The organism is Streptomyces bikiniensis (assembly GCF_000716625.1).
GTDB classification, from domain to species: Bacteria; Actinomycetota; Actinomycetes; order Streptomycetales; family Streptomycetaceae; genus Streptomyces; species Streptomyces bikiniensis.
Map to the genome: position 1 here is coordinate 135,007 of NZ_JNXJ01000022.1, position 16,297 is coordinate 151,303.

The 16,297-nt window shown below is 75.8% G+C and carries 13 protein-coding genes and 2 pseudogenes; 7 read left to right on the forward strand and 8 right to left on the reverse strand.

The window, feature by feature from the left end; translation table 11 throughout:
• Positions 1 to 122 precede the first annotated feature (122 nt).
• A pseudogene (locus OO47_RS33435) lies at positions 123 to 898 on the reverse strand (IclR family transcriptional regulator).
• A 110-nt stretch (positions 899 to 1,008) separates the two neighbouring features.
• On the opposite strand from OO47_RS33435, the gene OO47_RS19005 reads away from it, so the two are divergent.
• Positions 1,009 to 2,508, forward strand: a complete 1,500-nt coding sequence (locus OO47_RS19005; protein ID WP_078489742.1) for an aldehyde dehydrogenase (NADP(+)) — start codon at positions 1,009 to 1,011, stop codon at positions 2,506 to 2,508.
• On the opposite strand, the gene OO47_RS37870 is transcribed toward OO47_RS19005, so the two are convergent.
• Both OO47_RS37870 and OO47_RS37875 read right to left on the reverse strand, forming a co-directional pair.
• On the reverse strand, positions 2,433 to 2,744 hold the full coding sequence (locus OO47_RS37870) for an MDR/zinc-dependent alcohol dehydrogenase-like family protein (RefSeq protein ID WP_030205050.1): 312 nt from the start codon (positions 2,742 to 2,744) through the stop codon (positions 2,433 to 2,435). The two genes, OO47_RS19005 and OO47_RS37870, sit on opposite strands and share 76 nt — an antisense overlap.
• 70 nt (positions 2,745 to 2,814) lie before the next feature.
• Positions 2,815 to 3,159, reverse strand: a pseudogene (locus OO47_RS37875) (zinc-binding dehydrogenase); the annotation flags it as partial.
• Here OO47_RS37875 and OO47_RS19015 point away from each other — a divergent pair.
• Together OO47_RS19015 and OO47_RS19020 are read left to right on the forward strand one after the other, a co-directional pair.
• Entirely contained in the window at positions 3,134 to 3,844 is a 711-nt protein-coding gene (locus OO47_RS19015; RefSeq protein ID WP_030205045.1) for a DsbA family oxidoreductase, read from the forward strand. The pseudogene OO47_RS37875 and the gene OO47_RS19015 overlap by 26 nt on opposite strands.
• A gap of 157 nt (positions 3,845 to 4,001) precedes the next feature.
• Positions 4,002 to 5,072, forward strand: a complete 1,071-nt coding sequence (locus OO47_RS19020; RefSeq protein ID WP_030205043.1) for an aminotransferase class V-fold PLP-dependent enzyme — start codon at positions 4,002 to 4,004, stop codon at positions 5,070 to 5,072.
• A gap of 207 nt (positions 5,073 to 5,279) precedes the next feature.
• Here OO47_RS19020 and OO47_RS19025 read toward each other — a convergent pair whose 3' ends face one another.
• Complete coding sequence (locus OO47_RS19025; protein WP_033209576.1) at positions 5,280 to 5,789, reverse strand: MarR family winged helix-turn-helix transcriptional regulator; 510 nt, start codon at positions 5,787 to 5,789, stop codon at positions 5,280 to 5,282.
• 141 nt (positions 5,790 to 5,930) lie between these two features.
• Between OO47_RS19025 and OO47_RS19030 the strand changes: the two genes are divergently transcribed.
• Entirely contained in the window at positions 5,931 to 6,998 is a 1,068-nt protein-coding gene (locus tag OO47_RS19030; protein ID WP_030205040.1) for an alkene reductase, read from the forward strand.
• 68 nt (positions 6,999 to 7,066) lie between these two features.
• On the opposite strand, the gene OO47_RS19035 is transcribed toward OO47_RS19030, so the two are convergent.
• Positions 7,067 to 8,167, reverse strand: a complete 1,101-nt coding sequence (locus OO47_RS19035; RefSeq protein WP_030205038.1) for a pyridoxal-phosphate-dependent aminotransferase family protein — start codon at positions 8,165 to 8,167, stop codon at positions 7,067 to 7,069.
• Positions 8,168 to 8,253: 86 nt separating this feature from the next.
• Between OO47_RS19035 and OO47_RS19040 the strand changes: the two genes are divergently transcribed.
• Positions 8,254 to 9,339, forward strand: coding sequence for an amidohydrolase family protein (locus OO47_RS19040; RefSeq protein ID WP_030205036.1), 1,086 nt, complete (start codon positions 8,254 to 8,256; stop codon positions 9,337 to 9,339).
• Positions 9,340 to 9,468: 129 nt separating this feature from the next.
• Here the strand turns inward: OO47_RS19040 and OO47_RS19045 are convergent, their stop codons facing one another.
• Together OO47_RS19045 and OO47_RS19050 are read right to left on the reverse strand one after the other, a co-directional pair.
• Entirely contained in the window at positions 9,469 to 10,029 is a 561-nt protein-coding gene (locus tag OO47_RS19045) for a GNAT family N-acetyltransferase (RefSeq protein ID WP_030205034.1), read from the reverse strand.
• A complete protein-coding gene (locus OO47_RS19050; protein ID WP_106969418.1) occupies positions 10,026 to 12,425 on the reverse strand; it encodes a penicillin acylase family protein in 2,400 nt (799 codons plus the stop codon). The genes OO47_RS19045 and OO47_RS19050 overlap by 4 nt, the downstream gene beginning before the upstream one ends.
• Positions 12,426 to 12,485: 60 nt before the next feature.
• Between OO47_RS19050 and OO47_RS19055 the strand changes: the two genes are divergently transcribed.
• Together OO47_RS19055 and OO47_RS19060 are read left to right on the forward strand one after the other, a co-directional pair.
• Positions 12,486 to 13,205 (forward strand): siderophore-interacting protein, encoded by a 720-nt coding sequence (locus OO47_RS19055; RefSeq protein ID WP_030205030.1) that lies wholly within the window; start codon positions 12,486 to 12,488, stop codon positions 13,203 to 13,205.
• A 318-nt stretch (positions 13,206 to 13,523) separates the two neighbouring features.
• Positions 13,524 to 14,501 carry an SCO1860 family LAETG-anchored protein gene (locus OO47_RS19060; protein WP_030205028.1) on the forward strand — a complete coding sequence of 326 codons (978 nt, stop codon included), beginning with the start codon at positions 13,524 to 13,526 and terminating at the stop codon, positions 14,499 to 14,501.
• A 116-nt stretch (positions 14,502 to 14,617) separates the two neighbouring features.
• On the opposite strand, the gene cobC is transcribed toward OO47_RS19060, so the two are convergent.
• Positions 14,618 to 16,261: an Rv2231c family pyridoxal phosphate-dependent protein CobC gene (gene cobC, locus OO47_RS35190; RefSeq protein WP_234323228.1), complete on the reverse strand. Its 1,644-nt coding sequence runs from the start codon at positions 16,259 to 16,261 to the stop codon at positions 14,618 to 14,620.
• Between the last annotated feature and the right edge of the window lie 36 nt (positions 16,262 to 16,297).

Consider the following 16,297-nt stretch of genomic DNA (forward strand, 5'->3'; position numbering starts at 1 on the left):
CCTCCTCCCGCCCGGTGAACCGCCTCCGCCGCACGGGGGAGACGCCCTCCTCCCGTACGGGGACGCCTCTTCCCGTACGGGGGACGCGCCCCTCCCGTACAGGCCCCCACGGCCCCCGGCGCTCAGGGCCGGCGGGTCATCGGGGCCGGTCGGTCACGCGCGTCGAGGAGCGCGTCCCGGACCGACCGCTCGCGAGCCGGGGTGAGCCGGGCCGCCGGCACCGAGCAGCTGACCGCGTCCCGCGCCGGGATCCGGTAGGGGACCGCGACGCCGAAGCAGCGCGGTCCCGGCGTGCTCTCCTCGCGGTCGACCGGGAAGCCCCGCCCGCGGATGACGCGCAGCTCCTCGGTCAACTCCTCGCGGCCGGTCACCCTGTGCTCGGTCATCGCCGACAGGGTCGCCGGGAGCAGTCCGCGCACCTGCTCGTCGTCACGGGTGGCGAGCAGCGCCTTGCCGAGCGCGGTCGAGTGCGCGGGCGGCCGCCGTCCGACCCGGGCGAACGGCCGCAGGCGGTGCGGGGGCCCGCGGGCCGCCGGACAGACCACGTCGGCGCCGTCGAGCCGCGCCGGGTCGACCGTCTCCGCGGTCCCGCCCGCGAGCCGGTCCGGGAGGCGGCCACCACCTCGTCGCCGTCGACGTACACGGTGCCGACCAGCGGCGCCCGCACCCCGATGCCGTACCGGGTGCCGGTCCCATCGGTCTCCGCCCGGCCCAGCTCCACCAGGGCGCGAAGCAGCGCGTACGGGCTGGACTCGGGACAGCCGACGGACTCCTGGACGGCGGACGGCGGGCGCGTCCCGGCGCGCCCGGCGAAGTACTCCAACGACTCCACGGTCCGCACCGCCGACTTCACCCGTGCCCCGCCCGCGTCGGCAGTCGTCACGGCCCCCGCCCCCATCTTCCGCCGTCCGGCCGCCCCTTGTGGAGACGGTCGGACCGTCAATAGAGTCCACCGGAAACGCGTTCATCTGCGGGAATCGTGTTCAGGGCGGCGACGGGGGCGTGGCGGTGGCGGCAGAACCGGTGTGGAGCGTGGATCCTCGGACGGGGAAGCCGCGCGAGCAGGTCGCGGTGGAGGCCACGGCGGAGGAGGTCGACCGGGCCGTCCGGGCCGCGCACGCCGCCCGCGGGGCCCTCGCCGACCGGGCCGCGCGGACCGCCCTCCTCCGTACCGCCGCCGACCTCCTCGACGGGTCCCGCGACCGCGTCGTGGAGGCCGCCGACGCCGAGACGGCCCTCGGAACCGTCCGGCTCACCGGCGAACTCGCCCGCACCACGGCCCAGTTGCGGGCCTTCGCCGACACCGTCGAGGAAGGCTCCTTCCTGGACGTCCGGATCGACCTCCCGGACCCCGGCGCCGTCCCGCCCCGGCCCGACCTGCGCCGCTGGAAGGTCCCGCTCGGCGTCGTCGCCGTCTACGCGGCGAGCAACTTCCCGCTCGCCTTCTCCGTCCCCGGCGGCGACACGGCGAGCGCCCTCGCGGCCGGCTGCCCCGCGGTGGTCAAGGGCCACCCCGACCACCCGGCCACCTCCGAGCTCTGCGCCTCGCTGCTGCGCCGGGCCGCCGCCGAGGCCGGCCTCCCCGAGGACGTCCTCGTCCTCGTCCACGGCTTCGACGCCGGTGTCGCGCTCGTCCGCCACCCCCTCGTCGCGGCGGCCGGCTTCACCGGCTCCGTGCGCGGCGGCCGGGCGCTCTTCGACGCGGCCGCCGCCCGGCCCGTGCCGATCCCCTTCCACGGCGAACTCGGCTCCCTCAACCCGGTCGTGATCACCCCGGCCGCCGCCGAGGAGCGGGCCGCCGGGATCGGTGCCGGGCTCGCCGCCTCCATGACCCTGGGCGCGGGCCAGTTCTGCACCAAGCCCGGCTTCGTCCTCGCCCCCGCGGGCGCGGCGGGCGACCGCTTCCTCGACGCCCTCGCCGCGGGCGTCGGCGAGACCGAGCCCTCCGTCATGCTCGACCACCGGATGCGGGACGCCTTCCTCGCCGGAGTCGCGGAGCGCGCCGCGCTCCCCGGGGTCGACACCCCCGTCGCCCCGGGCGCGGGCGGCGCGCACACCGTCAGCGCCGGCGTCCTCGCGGTCGACGCCGGACGGCTCGCCGCGGGCGGCCACCACCTCCTCCTGGAGGAGTGCTTCGGCCCGGTCACCGTCGTCGCCCGCTACACCACCCGCGAGGAGGCCGCGGCCGTCCTGGACCTGTTGCCGGGCAACCTGACGGCCACCCTGCACACCACGGAGGCGGCCGACGACCCCGACGCGGCCCCGCTCCTCGCCGCCCTCACCCCGCTGGCCGGGCGGGTCCTGGTCAACGGCTGGCCCACCGGCGTCGCCGTCGCCGCCGCCCAGCACCACGGCGGCCCCTACCCGGCCACCACCTCCACCGCCACCTCGGTCGGCGCGACCGCGATCGAACGCTGGCTCCGCCCGGTCACCTACCAGTCGACCCCCGACCGCCTCCTCCCGCCGGAACTCCGCGACGGCAACCCGCTGGGAGTGCCGAGGCGCTGAGCCGACACCCCCCGGTGGCGCACGCGCACCACGATCTTCCCGAGGCGCGCGGTGGACCCCACCGGCCGGTGGGCGTCGGCGATCCGCTCCAGGCCGTCGAAGACCTCGGCGACCGCCGGCGCCGGGGAACCGTCGCGCAGCCCCGAGCCGACGAACCCCGTCGCCCGGCGGCGCCCCTCCTCGGTCGCGGCGAGCACCCCGTCGGCGTACCCGTGCGCGGTCGGCGGCCCGTTCACGGACGGCTCGACCGGCCGGGGGCCGGCCGTACGGCACGGCGGTGCCGCCGGGCCGCAGCGCGTCCCCGAGCCGGGCGGACCCGGGCCCGCCGATCCCGTCGAAGACCGGGTCCGCGCCCGCGCCCCCGGTGATCCGGCGCACCTCCTCGACCAGGTCCTTCCGCTCCGTGACGACCACGTGCGCGGCCCCCGGCGCCAGGAGCCGGTCGCGCCCCTCCCCGTCGCGCGTGGTGGCGATCGGCACCGCCCCCACCCGCAGCGCCGTCCGGAGAGCGGTGACCACGGCGTGCTCCGCCCCACACCGTCCCGCGCGCGGAATGAAACGGGCAGGTGGGAGCGTTCTCCGCACGGAACACCCCCTTGACCCCGTCATCCCCGGAGAGAAACCCATGCGCGTCGAGATCTGGAGCGACATCGCCTGCCCCTGGTGCTACATAGGAAAGGCGCGCTTCGAGAAGGGGCTCGCGGCCTTCGCGCACCGGGACGACGTCGAGGTGGTGCACCGTTCCTTCGAGCTCGACCCCGGCCGGGCCAAGGGCGACACGGCCCCCGTCCTGGAGATGCTGGCGAAGAAGTACGGCCGCACCCTCGACGAGGCCCGGGCCATGGAGGCGCACGTCGCCTCCAACGCGCACTCCGAGGGACTCGGCTACCGCACCGAGGGCCGCGACCACGGCAACACCTTCGACATCCACCGGCTGCTCCACCTCGCCAAGGCCCGCGGCCGGCAGGGCGAGCTCCTGGACCTGGCCTACCGGGCCAACTTCGCCGAGGAGCGCTCCGTCTTCGACACCGACACCCTGGTGGCGCTCGGCGTGGAGGCCGGCCTCGACGAGACCGAGGTCCGGGCCGTCCTCGCCGACGAGACCGCCTACGCCGACGACGTACGGCAGGACGAGCGCGAGGCCGCGGAACTCGGCGCCGACGGCGTGCCGTTCTTCGTCCTCGACCGCCGCTACGGCGTCTCCGGCGGCCGGCCCGCCGAGGTCTTCACCCAGGCCCTCGAACAGGCCTGGCAGGGCCGCGCCCTCCAGCCGCTCGGCACCGACGTGGACGCGGAGGCCTGCGGCCCGGACGGCTGCGAGGTCCCGGGGGCCTGAGCGGGACCCGCCTCCGCTCCGGCCCGGATTTCGGCTCCCGCCGCCCCGGGGCCGGAGCGTCGCACCCCTGCTGACCTGCGGTGATAAGCCGGTCTTGGAAGATCTCCCAGGTGGGGGCGCGATTGACGGGTGATCGTCGGGAACCCAGGGTGGGGGCATGGATTCCCTCGACCAGGCGCTCGACCAGCCGCTCGGCGGCGCCGAGTTCGCGCCCAAGAAGACCTACCTCAACACCTCCACCTGCGGGCTGATGCCCCGCCGGACCGTCGAGGCCGTCACGCTCCTCGCGCGGGAGACCGCCGACGGGCGCCCCGGCGGCTCCGGCAGCTTCGAGATCGTCGACGAGGCCCGGGCGACCTTCGCCCGGCTCGTCGGGACCGCCCCCGAGCGCGTCGCCGTCGGCAGCTCGGTCGCCGTGCACTGCGGGATGATCGCCCAGTCGCTGCCCGCCGGGTCCGAGGTCCTCTTCCCCGAGGGCGACTTCTCCTCCGTCATCACCCCCTTCACGATCCGCGGCGACCTCAAGGTCCGCTTCGCGCCCCTGGAGCGGCTCGCCGCGTCCGTCCGGCCGGAGACCGACCTCGTCGCCCTCTCCGCCGTGCAGTCGGCGGACGGCCGGACGGCCGACCTCGCGGCGGTACGGGAGGCCGCGGCCGCCCACGGCGCCCGCACCCTCCTGGACGCCACCCAGACGGCCGGCTGGCTGCCGCTGCGCGCGGGGGAGTGGGACTACACGGTCGCCGGCGGCTACAAGTACCTGCTCTGTCCGCGCGGGGCGTCCTTCCTCACCGTCACCGAGGAGGCGCAGGACTCGCTCCTCGCCATCCACGCCAACTGGGTCACCGGCGAGGAGCGTTGGGTCAACAGCTACGGCCCGGTCCGCGAACTCGCCCGCTCCGCGCGCCGGTTCGACGAGCCGATGGCCTTCCTCTCGTACCACGGGGCGGCCCGTTCGCTCGCCCTCCTCGAAGAGGTCGGCATCGAGCGGATCGAGGTCCACAACAAGGGGCTCGCGGCCCGCTTCCGCGCCGGGCTCCGCTCCCTCGGGCACGAGCCGGTCGCGGACGACTCGACGGTCGTCGCCGTCCCGGGCCTCGGGAACCGCGCGGACGCCCTGGAGAGGGCCGGCGTCCTGCTCTCGGCCCGCGCGGGCAACCTGCGGGCCTCCTTCCACCTGTACAACACGACGGCGGACGTGGACCGCGCCCTGGACGTCCTGGGCGGCTGAGGCCGGACGCGGCGGCGAGGGCCCGGGGCCGGGAGACCGAGGGCCCGGGGCCGGACACCGAAGGCCCGGGCCCCGTGCCGGGGCCTGGAGAGGCTGAGCCCCCACGGCCCCACCGCCCCACGGCCCCACAGCCCCACGGCCCCACAGCCCCACGGTCCCACGGTCCCGGCGGCCGAGATCCGGAGCCCGGCGCCGGGCCCGCGCGTCTCAGCAGACCGTCGCCCCCGGCGCGCAGCCGTCCGCCTCCTCCGTCTCCTCGCGCAGGTTCTCCGCGACGAGGCCGAGCAGCCGGGACAGCTCCGCCCCGTCGGCCGCGGAGAGCCCGCCGAGCGACAGCGACTCCAGGTCCTTCCAGGCGTCCTCGACGCCGGTGCGCAGCGCCTGGCCCCTCTCCGTCGCCTCGACCAGGACCGCGCGCCGGTCCGCCGGGTCCGGGCCCCGGCGCACGTGCCCGGACTGTTCGAGCCGCTGGAGCATCTTCGTCACCGTCGACGGGTCCAGGCCCAGGGACTGGATCAGCTCCGACTGCCGGACCGGCCCGCAGTCCCACAGGCGCATCATCATCAGCTCCTGGCCCGGGTAGAGCCCGAGCTCCCGCAGTCGCCGCCCCATGGCGATCCGGTGCAGCCGCCCGACCCGCGCCAGGGCGTGGCCGACGGGCCCGCAGCGCGTGGCGGCGGGCGGCGGCTCGGTACAGACGGGGTCGGTTCCGGACATGGTGGCTCCTCGTGACGTCGTCACCCAAAGATTACCTTGGTCGGCCAAGGAATGGGTTACAGTGGCGACCGGACCAGATGCTTGGCCGACCACATAAAACCGATACTTGGTCGACCACACACTTTGTGGAAAGGGACCGCCATGACCACCGCCTTCGACCCGATCGACCTCGCCGGCACCCGGCTCGCCAACCGCATCGCCATGGCCCCCATGACCCGCAGCCGGGCCGAGGGCGAGAGCCGCACCCCCACCGCGCTCGTCGCGGAGTACTACGCCCAGCGCGCCTCCACCGGCCTCATCATCACCGAAGGCGTCCAGCCCACCGCCATCGGCCAGGGCTACCCCGACACCCCCGGCCTGCACACCGCCGAGCAGATCGCCGCCTGGCGCGAGGTCACCGACGCCGTCCACGCGAAGGGCGGCCGGATCTTCGCCCAGCTGATGCACGCCGGCCGGATCAGCCACCCCGAGGTCCTCGGCGGCGGCCTCCACCCCGTCGGCCCCTCCGCCGTCGCCCCGGCCGGGCAGCTCTTCGCCGGCACCGGACTCATCGACTTCGTCGCCCCGCGCGAGCTCACCGCCGACGGGACAGCGGAGACGATCGCCGGCTTCGCCACCGCCGCCCGCAACGCCGTCGAGGCCGGCTTCGACGGCGTCGAGATCCACGGCGCCAACGGCTACCTGATCCAGCAGTTCCTCGCCACCGGCTCCAACCACCGCACCGACGAGTGGGGCGGCCCGGTCGAGAACCGCATCCGCTTCGCCGTCGAGGTCGTCAAGGCCGTCGCCGCCGCCATCGGCCCCGAGCGCACCGGCCTGCGGATCTCCCCGGCCAACACCTACAACGACATCGCCGAGACCGACACCGACGCGATCTACCCGGCCCTCGTCGCCGCGATCGACCCGATCGGCATCGCGTACCTGCACGTCACGGAGGCCAAGCCCGAGGTCCGCGAGCTGACCCTCGCCCTGCGCAAGGCGTTCTCCGGCACCTTCGTCCTCAACCCGGCCACCGAGGGCCCGACCGGCCCCGACGCCCTCGCCCTGATCGAGGACGGCACCACCGACCTCGTCGCCTACGGCGCCCTCTTCATCGCCAACCCCGACCTGCCCGCCCGCCTGAAGGCCGGCGGCCCCTACAACACCCCGGACCCCGCCACCTTCTTCGGCGGCGACCACCGCGGCTACACGGACTACCCGACGCTGTGACCCGGCCGGGCGCACGGCGGAGGGACGGGGTCCCGGTGCCGGGCCCCCGCCCCCGGTCCGTACGGGCCCTAGTTCCAGGCCTCCGTCACCGCGCGGCGCGCCCCCTCCAGGTCCACCGCGCGGCCCGTCTCGCCGAGCGCCGCGCCCAGTGCCGCGAGCGAGGACTGGACGGCCCCCGGGGTCGCGTCCACCCCGTAGTGGTTGACCCGGATCATCTCCCCGGACAGCGCGCCGCCGCCCGCGATCAGCGGCAGCGACGGGTCGGCCGCCAGCGCCTTCGCCACCAGCTCGGCGGCGTTCACGTCCGCCGGGGTGCGCAGCGTCGTCGCCACCGGGGCCGCGTCCCTCGCCTCGTACACGTACGGCTCCAGACCGCCGCCCAGCGCGAGCGCGCCCGCGCGGGTCGCGGCCGCCGCCGAGGCGTGCCGCGCCATGAGCGCGTCCAGGCCTTCCGCCTCGATCCGCTCCACACAGGCCTCCAGGGCCAGCATCTCCAGCTGCGCCGGGGCGTGCAGGAGCGTCCTGCGGCCGCCGTCGATCCAGCGCTCCTTCCAGTCCAGGAGCGAGAGGTACGAGCGGCGCGGCGCGGCCGGGTTGGCGGCGAACCGCTCCCAGGCCCGCGCGCTCACCGACACCGCGGACACGCCCGCCGGGCCGCCCATCGCCTTCTGCGCGCCGATGATGCACATGTCCACGCCCCACGCGTCCGGCAGCACCGGCTCCGCGCCGATCGACGCCACCGCGTCCAGGTAGAACAGCGCGCCGTGGGCCCGGACGACCTCGCCGATCTCCGCGACCGGGTTGGTGTTGCCCGTCGCCGCCTCCGCGTGCACCAGGGACACGAAGTCGATCTCCGGGTGCTCGGCGAGCGCCCGCTCCACCTGCTCCGCCGTCACCGCCGTGTGGAAGGGGACCTCCAGGTCGACCACGGTCGCCCCGCAGTCCCGCAGCCAGTTCCCGAAGGTCTGCCCGTACGGGCCGGTGACCACGTTCAGCGCGGTCGAACCGGCCCGCGCCCCGCTCCGGATGCACCCTTCGAGCGGCAGCAGGGCCTCGCCCTGCGTGATCACCACGTCCTGCTCCGTGGAGAGCAGCGCGGCCACCCGCCGCTCGATCGACGCGAAGTGCGCGGCGGTCAGCGGGGCCAGGTCCAGGAGCGGGTGCGTCACGGTCACGGTGGTGCCTTCTCGGGTCGGTGGTACGGCCGTGGCCAGCGTACGCCCACCCCTCCGGCGCGCCCTCGTACAGTGCAGGCATGAGCGATCACGAGGTGTTGCACGTGCAGGGGCGGGTGCTCGTCGGCCCGGAGGACGTCCGGGACGAACTCTGGTGCGTGGACGGGCGGATCACCTTCGAACGCCCCCCGGGGGAGGCCCTGACGGTGACGGGCTGGGCCCTGCCCGGACTCGTCGACGCCCACTGCCACGTCGGCCTCGACCGGCACGGGCCCGTCGACGCCGGCACCGCCGAGAAACAGGCCCTCACCGACCGGGACGCCGGGACCCTGCTCATCCGCGACGCGGGCTCGCCCTCCGACACCCGCTGGATCGACGACCGCGAGGACCTGCCGAAGGTCATCCGCGCGGGGCGGCACATCGCCCGCACCCGCCGCTACATCCGCAACTACGCCCACGAGATCGAGCCCGCCGACCTCGTCGCGTACGTCGGCCGGGAGGCCCGCCGGGGCGACGGCTGGGTCAAGCTCGTCGGTGACTGGATCGACCGCGAGGCCGGCGACCTCACCGCCTGCTGGCCGCGCCCCGAGGTGGAGGCGGCCATCGCGGAGGCGCACCGGCTCGGCGCCCGGGTCACCGCCCACTGCTTCGCGGAGGACTCGCTCCGGGACCTGGTCGAGGCGGGCATCGACTGCATCGAGCACGCCACCGGCCTCACCGAGGACACCATCCCGCTCTTCGCGGAGCGGGGCGTCGCCATCGTCCCGACCCTGGTCAACATCGCGACCTTCCCGCACCTCGCGGACGGCGGCCAGGAGAAGTTCCCCCGCTGGTCGGCCCACATGCGACGGCTGCACGCGCGGCGGTACGACACGGTCCGCGCCGCCTACGACGCGGGCGTCCCGGTCTTCGTCGGCACCGACGCGGGCGGCTCCCTCGCCCACGGCCTGGTCGCGGAGGAGGTCCAGGAGCTGACCCGGGCCGGCATCCCGGCGATTGACGCCCTCTCGGCCACCACCTGGAGGGCCAGGGACTGGCTGGGCCGCCCCGCCCTGGAGGAGGGCGCCCCCGCCGACCTCGTCGTCTACGACGAGGACCCGCGCGCGGACGTCCGCGTCCTGACGGCGCCCCGCCGGATCGTCGTCAACGGGCGGATCACGGGCTGACCGGCGGGCGGCCCGGGGACGGCGGGCGGCCCGAGGATCAGCCGGCCCGCCAGCCCGCCGGCCCGCCAGCGAGCTAGCCAGTCGGCCAGCCCGCCAGTCAGCCGGCCAGCCGGTCGGCGGGTCAGCCGGTCAACGGGACAGGAACGCGAGCCGGGCCCGCTTCTCCGGCAGGAAGACCTCCGGCAGGTCCACCTCCGGCAGCACGACCTCCGGGCCCAGCTCGAAACCGATCCGCACCATGCGGGCGACGGCCTTCTCGTTGTCGGCGTCCGGCTCGACCACGACCCGCGTGCGGTCCTTCAGCGTGAACGCGATCAGCGCGGTGACGAGCCTGCCGGTGAAGCCCGGCTCCGGGGACGCGCTCGGCGCGATGAGGAAGTGCACGCCGATGTCCCCGGGCAGCACCTCGTAGCACTCGCTCACCCGGTCGGCCCCGGGGTCGTACGTCTGGAGCAGGGCGACGGGCTCGTCGTCCCTGCTGACCAGGTAGCCGTGGTGGGTGGTGAGCGAGTCCAGGTGCGCGTAGACCTCCCGGACCTGCTCGACGGTGGTCCCGGTCATGCCCCAGAAGCGGGACCGCTCCGCGTTGACCCAGGCGTGCAGGAGCGGGGCGTCCCGGTCCGGGTCGACGGGCCTGATGGTGACGGTGCCGAAGCCCTCGACGGTCTGGACGTGAACGGCGGTGGTCATCCCTGCTCCTTGGTGAGGTACTGCCAGTCGGTGGTGACGGGGGCGAGCTCGCCCCGCAGCCACAGGGGGAGTTGGTCCTGGTGGTGGGGGTCGCCGGGCACGCCGGACGCACCGAACGGGACGATCCAGCCGCTGCGTTCGCGGTCGGCCAGGTCCCAGACGTACCGGGCGGCGGAGGCGCGCGCGCTGCGGTCGGTCCAGCCGGGCACGCTGGACGTGGAGAGCACGCAGTCGTGGTCCCCGGCGAGCCCCGGCCACCGCGCGTCGTCGGGGTCGGGCAGCGCCTGCCAGGGCGCGAGCCGGTGGGTGGCGCCCCAGGCGGCCGGCGGCTCCCCGGCCGCGACCTCCTCCAGGGCCTCGCGCACGATCCGGTCGACGTCCCCGGCGGGCACCGGCCCGGCCGTGAGCAGGGTCTCCAGGGCGAAGGCCACGCGCGGCCCGAGGGCCAGCCAGGGCCGGAACACCTCGGGGTACGGGGCGGGTTCGCGCAGCGCCGCGAAGGCCTCGTGCCCGGCGAGGCGGCGGACGACCGCGCCCCGGACGGCCGCGTACAGACCGGCGCCGGTGCTCTCCGCGTCCATGCGCCGGTCCCAGGCGAGCAGCCGCCCCCGTACGGCCGAGGCGGCGGGGGAGAGGCCCGCCTCCGCGCGCCCGACCGCCGCGAGGAGGCGGGCCGCCGAGGGGTTGTCGGTGTCCCGGTGGACGGCGGTGACGGCCTCCGGGGTCCAGTCGGCCGAGGCGCCGAGCAGCGCGTCGATCCGGTCCGCCCGGTGCGGCGGGGCGAACTCGACGCCCAGCGGCGCGGCCAGGCCCCGGGCGTTGGCCATCACGGCGTGGCCCCGGACCTCGGCGCGGGGCAGCGGGGCGGGTGCGTCCGCCCAGGCGTGCGCCGGATCCCAGGCGGGCACGGTACGCAGGGAGTTGAGCCGGTCCCGTACGGGGACGTGGCCGGCGACCCGGTGCAGCAGCCCGCCCCGGGTGTCGGCCGCCTGGACCACGTTCACCGGCTCGACCCAGCCGTCGAGCGCCGCGTCCACGTCCCCGACGGTCCGGGCGCGCAGCAGCGCGGGCAGCACCCCGAAACCGAGCTCCCCGGTGACCCGGGGCGGATGGCGCAGGGCGAGCACCTCCCAGCCGCCCCCCTCGCCGGGGCGACCGTCCTCCGGGGCGCCGCCGACCGGGCCGTCCCCCAGGGCCCCGGCCGCCGGACCGCCCGCCGGACCGTCCAACGGCGCACCCGCCGCCGGGCTGTCGCCCGCCGTCCGGGCGTCCGCGGGGGCGTCGTCGACCGGGATGCCGTCTGCCGGGGCTCCCGCCTCGGGGGTGCCGTTCACCGGGGTGCCGTTCACCGGGGTTCCGGTCCCGGGGGCGCCGCCGACCGGCGCTCCGGTCTCCGAGGCGCCGCCGGGCCGTCGTTCGCCGTCCGCCCCTCCGGCCGCCGGCTCCTCCTCCACGCCGGCGATCACCGGCCCCCGGTCCGTCTCGATCACCTCGATCACGACCGGCTCCCCGCCCGCGACCTCGATCGTCTCCGGGTGGGTGGTGGCCGGGCGCCAGCCCTCGGGGCCGAGGGCCTCCACGCCTCCGTCGGGCAGCCGCCGCAGCCGCTCCCGGTACACGTCCTGGTAGTCCGCCATCGCGTTGGTGATCGCCCAGGCCACCGGCCCGGTGTGGCCGAAGTGCGCGAGGCCGGGGACGCCCGGCACGGCGAGGCCGACCACGTCGTACGCGGGGCAGGCGAGCCGGATCTGCTGGTAGACGCCCGGCGCCTCGATGAACCGGTGCGGGTCGCCGGCCACCAGGGCCGCCCCGCTCGCGGTCCGCTCGCCCGCGACCACCCAGCCGTTGGAGCCCGCGGTGCCCGGCCCGTCCGTCGCGAACAGCTCCGTCCACTCCTCGCCGAGCCGGCGCGCGACCTCCTCCCGCCACAGCTTGGTGGGGAAGCCCGCGAAGAGGATGTGGGTCGAGAGCCAGACGGCGAGCGGTGTCCACGGCTCCCAGCGGCCGGGCGCGAGACCGGTCTCCGCGAACTCGGGCGCGCGCCGGGCCCCCTCCGCCAGACCGTCGTTGACCCCGTCCACGTACGCGCGTACCCACGCGGCCGTCGGCGCGTCCGTGCGCTCCAGGCGGGCGAAGCAGAGACGGGCGGTGTCCGCGAGCCGGACCCGCCGGGCGAAGACGTCCCAGCCGAGCTCGGCGGCGCCGAGGAACGCGGCCGTGGTGCCCTGGGCCCGGTGCCGCTCCACCTCCAGCTGCCAGGCGCGGTCACGGGCGGTGACCCGCCCCTGGGCGAAGGCGAGTTCGTCCGGGTCCCCGGCCCGCAGATGCGGAACGCCCCAGGCGTCCCGGTAGACCTCGATGCTCACGGAGAAATTCTCCCGTCCCTGCTTTTCCATGAAATCTTAGGTTAGGCTGACCTAAATTAATCTACAGTAATCACCGGGGAGGGGATCACGGTGGGTCATGGCTGGCAGGGCGCCGTCCTCAAGTTGATGCGCGGCAAGGACTTCACGTTCACCGTGACGGGGGCCGAGCAGGTCACCGAGGACTACCGGCGGGTGCACTTCACGGACGGCGGCCTCCTCGCCGCCGCCGGGGTCCACCCGACGATGTGGGTCCGCGTCTGGTTCGACGACGGCGGCAAGCCGCACCAGCGCGCCTACACCCTCGTCGACCCGGACGCGGAGGCCGGCACCTTCAGCCTGGAGTTCGCCCTCCACGAGGGCGTCGCGAGCCGCTGGGCCCGGGAGTGCGCCCCGGGCGACACCGTGGAGGCCACCCTCCAGGGCACCGGCTTCGAGGCCCCCGCCCCGCTGCCCGAGCGGCTGCTGCTGGTCGGTGACACGGCCTCCCTGCCCGCGATCAACTCGCTGCTCGACGCCTTCCCGGACCTCCCGGCCACCGTCTGGTTCGAGACGCAGCACGCCTCCGACGCCGAACTGCCGTTCCGGGTCGACCCCGAGCGGCACGACCTGCGCCGGGTGCCGCGCGAGAAGGGCGGCGCCGAGCTCGTCGCCCGCGTGAAGGCCGAGTTGCCCGCGCTCGCCGGCACCGCCCCGTACATCTGGATCGCCTGCGACACCACGACCACCCGCACCCTCGGCACGTACGCGCGCAAGGAGCTCGGGCTGCCCAAGGAGCGCGTCCACGCCCTCGGGTACTGGCGCGACAGCTGAACGCGCCGGATTGACGATCCGTTACCCGGGAGCGGAACCGGTCGTTCACACCCCTGCCCGCCCGCCGCTCGCCGTCCTCGCTCACGCCCGCACCCGCCCCTTCGTACGAAACACGCGGGACGAGCGAGAACGGTTGTGGCCAAAAGAATCGAAAATGAACACGGAAACCCCCCTTTGGAGTGAACTGGCGCCAGGTGACCGCCGGTTCACTCTCCGTGCGTAAAGATTCCGGTGTCCCGAGTCGCCGGACCGCGCCGAGCCACCGTCCCCGTGGTGAGCGGCCGGCGACGCCATGTCTCCTGTGGGGGTTCCACCACCTTGAACAGCAACACCTTCCGCATGCCCGTACGCCGTTCCGCGGCCGCCGCGGCCGCCGCCCTGGTCGCCGGCCCGGTGCTCCTCGCGGCCCCCGCGGCGCACGCCACGGGCGGCGAAGGGCGCGCCACCGCCGTCGTCCTGCGGGCCGGCCTCGACGTCTCCCTCCTCGACAAGACGGTGAGCGTGCCGGTCCGGGCCTCCCTCAACGAGGTCCAGGCACCGAAGAGCGAGAACGAGACCGCGCTCTCCGTGAAGGTGCAGGGGGCCGAGAACGGCAAGCCGGTCGACATCCTCAAGGCCGACGTCGCCACCTCCGAGGCCACCGTCGACGAGGAGAGGGCCGAGGGGCACGTCAACCTCGTCAAGGCGCGCGTGCACGTCCCCGGCCTCCCGCTGCTCTCCCTCATCGAGGTCGAGAAGGTCACCTCCAAGGCGCTGTGCGAGGTGGGGAGGCAGCCGGTCGCCGAGTCCGATGTCCTCGGGCACGTCACCGTCCTCGGCAAGAAGACGACCCTCTCCGCCGGCGGCCGGACCCAGGTCACCGTGCCGAAGGTCGGCGAGGTCACCCTGGACCTCTCCCGTACCTCCACGACCTCCCGCACCGCCGCGGCGACCGCCCTCGAACTCAAGGTGAAGGTCAACCCGCTGGACCTGGGCGTCGCCAAGGTCGACGGCACCGTGACCCTCGCCGAGGCGACCTGCGAGACGCCCGAGGGCGCGAAGCCGACCGAGAAGCCGACCGAGAAGCCCACCGAGAAGCCCACCGACCGGCCCTCCGAGCAGCCGGAGCCCTCCGCCGAGCCGAGCGACGACGGCGGCCTCACCACCAACAACGGCGGCGGCACCCCCACCCGGAACCTCGCCGAGACCGGCGGCAGCTCCACCACCCCGTACCTCGCGGCCGGGGCGCTCGCCCTCGTCGTGGCGGGCGGCGGCGCGCTCGCGCTGACCCGTTCGCGCGCCCGCGCGCGCGGCTGACGGCCCGAGGGGGAAGCGCCGGGGGGCGCGGGGGAAGGAAGACGGCGGGGCCCGGGGAGGGCGGCGGTGACGACGCCGCCCTCCCCGGGCCCCGGGCCGTTCCCGGGACCCCCGCCTCAGCCGCCCATCAGCAGCGCCTGGTCGAGCGCCTGGAGGAAGCGGTTCGTGGTCGCCCGGTCCCGCACCGCGAGCCGCAGCCAGTTCCGGTCGAGCCCCGGGAACGTGTCGCCCCGGCGGGCCGCGAAGCCCAGCGACCGCAGCCGCTCCCGCACCGCGTCCGCTCCGTCGATCCGGACGAGCACGAAGGGACCCTCGGCCCCCGCCACGGTCCGCACCTCGTCGAACTCCGCGAGCCCGGCGAGCAGATGGGCCCGCTCCACCCCGATCCGGTGCGCCGCGTGCTCGGCCTCCGCGAGCGCCGCCCGCGACATGCAGGCCTCCGCCGCCACCAGCGCGGGCGACGACACCGGCCACAGCGGCTGCCCCCGCTCCAGCTCCGCGATCGTCGCCGGGGCGGCCAGCGCGTACCCGATCCGCAGCCCGGCCAGGCCCCAGGTCTTGGTGAGGCTCCGCAGCACCACGAGCCCCGGCACGTCCGTCCGCCCGGCAAGCGACTCCCGCTCGCCCGGCACCGCGTCCATGAAGGCCTCGTCCACCACCAGGGTCCGCCCCGGGCGGGCCAGCGCGGCGATCGAGGCGGCGGGGTGCAGCACGGAGGTCGGATTGGTGGGGTTCCCGATCACCACCAGGTCCGCGTCCTCCGGGACCGCCGCCGGGTCCAGCCGGAAGCCGTCCTCCTCGCGCAGCAGCACCCGGTCCACCGCGTGCCCGGCGTCGCGCAGCGCCGCCTCCGGCTCGGTGAACTGCGGGTGCACCACCACCGGCCGCCGTGCCGGCAGCGCCCGCGCGAGCAGCACGAAGGCCTCCGCCGCGCCGGCCGTGAGCAGCACCCGGTTCGGGGGCAGGTCGTGCCGCTCGGCGACCGCGGCCCGCGCGACCCGGTCGTCGGGGTAGGCGGCGAGGCCGGTCAGGGAGTCGGCGATGCGTCTGCGCAGCCACTCCGGTGGGGTGTCCGTCCGGACGTTGACCGCGAGGTCGATGAGCTTGTCGTCCCTGACCTCGGCGTCACCGTGGTGGCGAAGGTCGTGGGCGTCGGTATGCGTGTGCATGTCCATGGCCGCCGTCGTGTGGGGGGTGGGGATGGTGGGGGGTGAGCCAGGCTCGCCAGCGATGTACCCGTGAGCTCGGGGCAACAACCGTGCGCCCGGGGCGTCTTCGTGCGACCGAACCGGGACGGAAGCGGCGAGAGCGCACGTTACGCGCCGGGTTTTCCGCTTCGGTACGAGCAGCACGGCCCGCGCACGTGCCACGGACGCCTCCGGTTCGCCCGCGTCCGCGCCCGCGCCCGTGCCCCAGTCCACGCACGTGCCCGGGACCACGCCCGCGCCCGGGACCACGCCCGCGCCCGCGCCCGGCGCGTGCACCGCCCCCGGCTCCGTACCCGCCGCCAGCAAGGCCGCCGCCTCCGCCACCGATGCCGTGCCCGTCGCGGCCAGCGGCAGGGCCGACGGATGCGGTACGGACACGGCCGCCAGCTCCTCGGCCGCGAACCCCCGTACCGGCACGCCGAGTACGGCCGCGGCCCCCGCGATCCCCGGCTCCGCCGCCCGCGCGTCGAGGGTGCCGAGGGACCGGACGGCCGTACGGGAAAGGCCCGCCTCCCGCAGCACCGCGTCCACGAGGGCCAGCACCTCGTCCACCGGGACGCCCGACCGGGCCCCCACACCGAGGTGCGC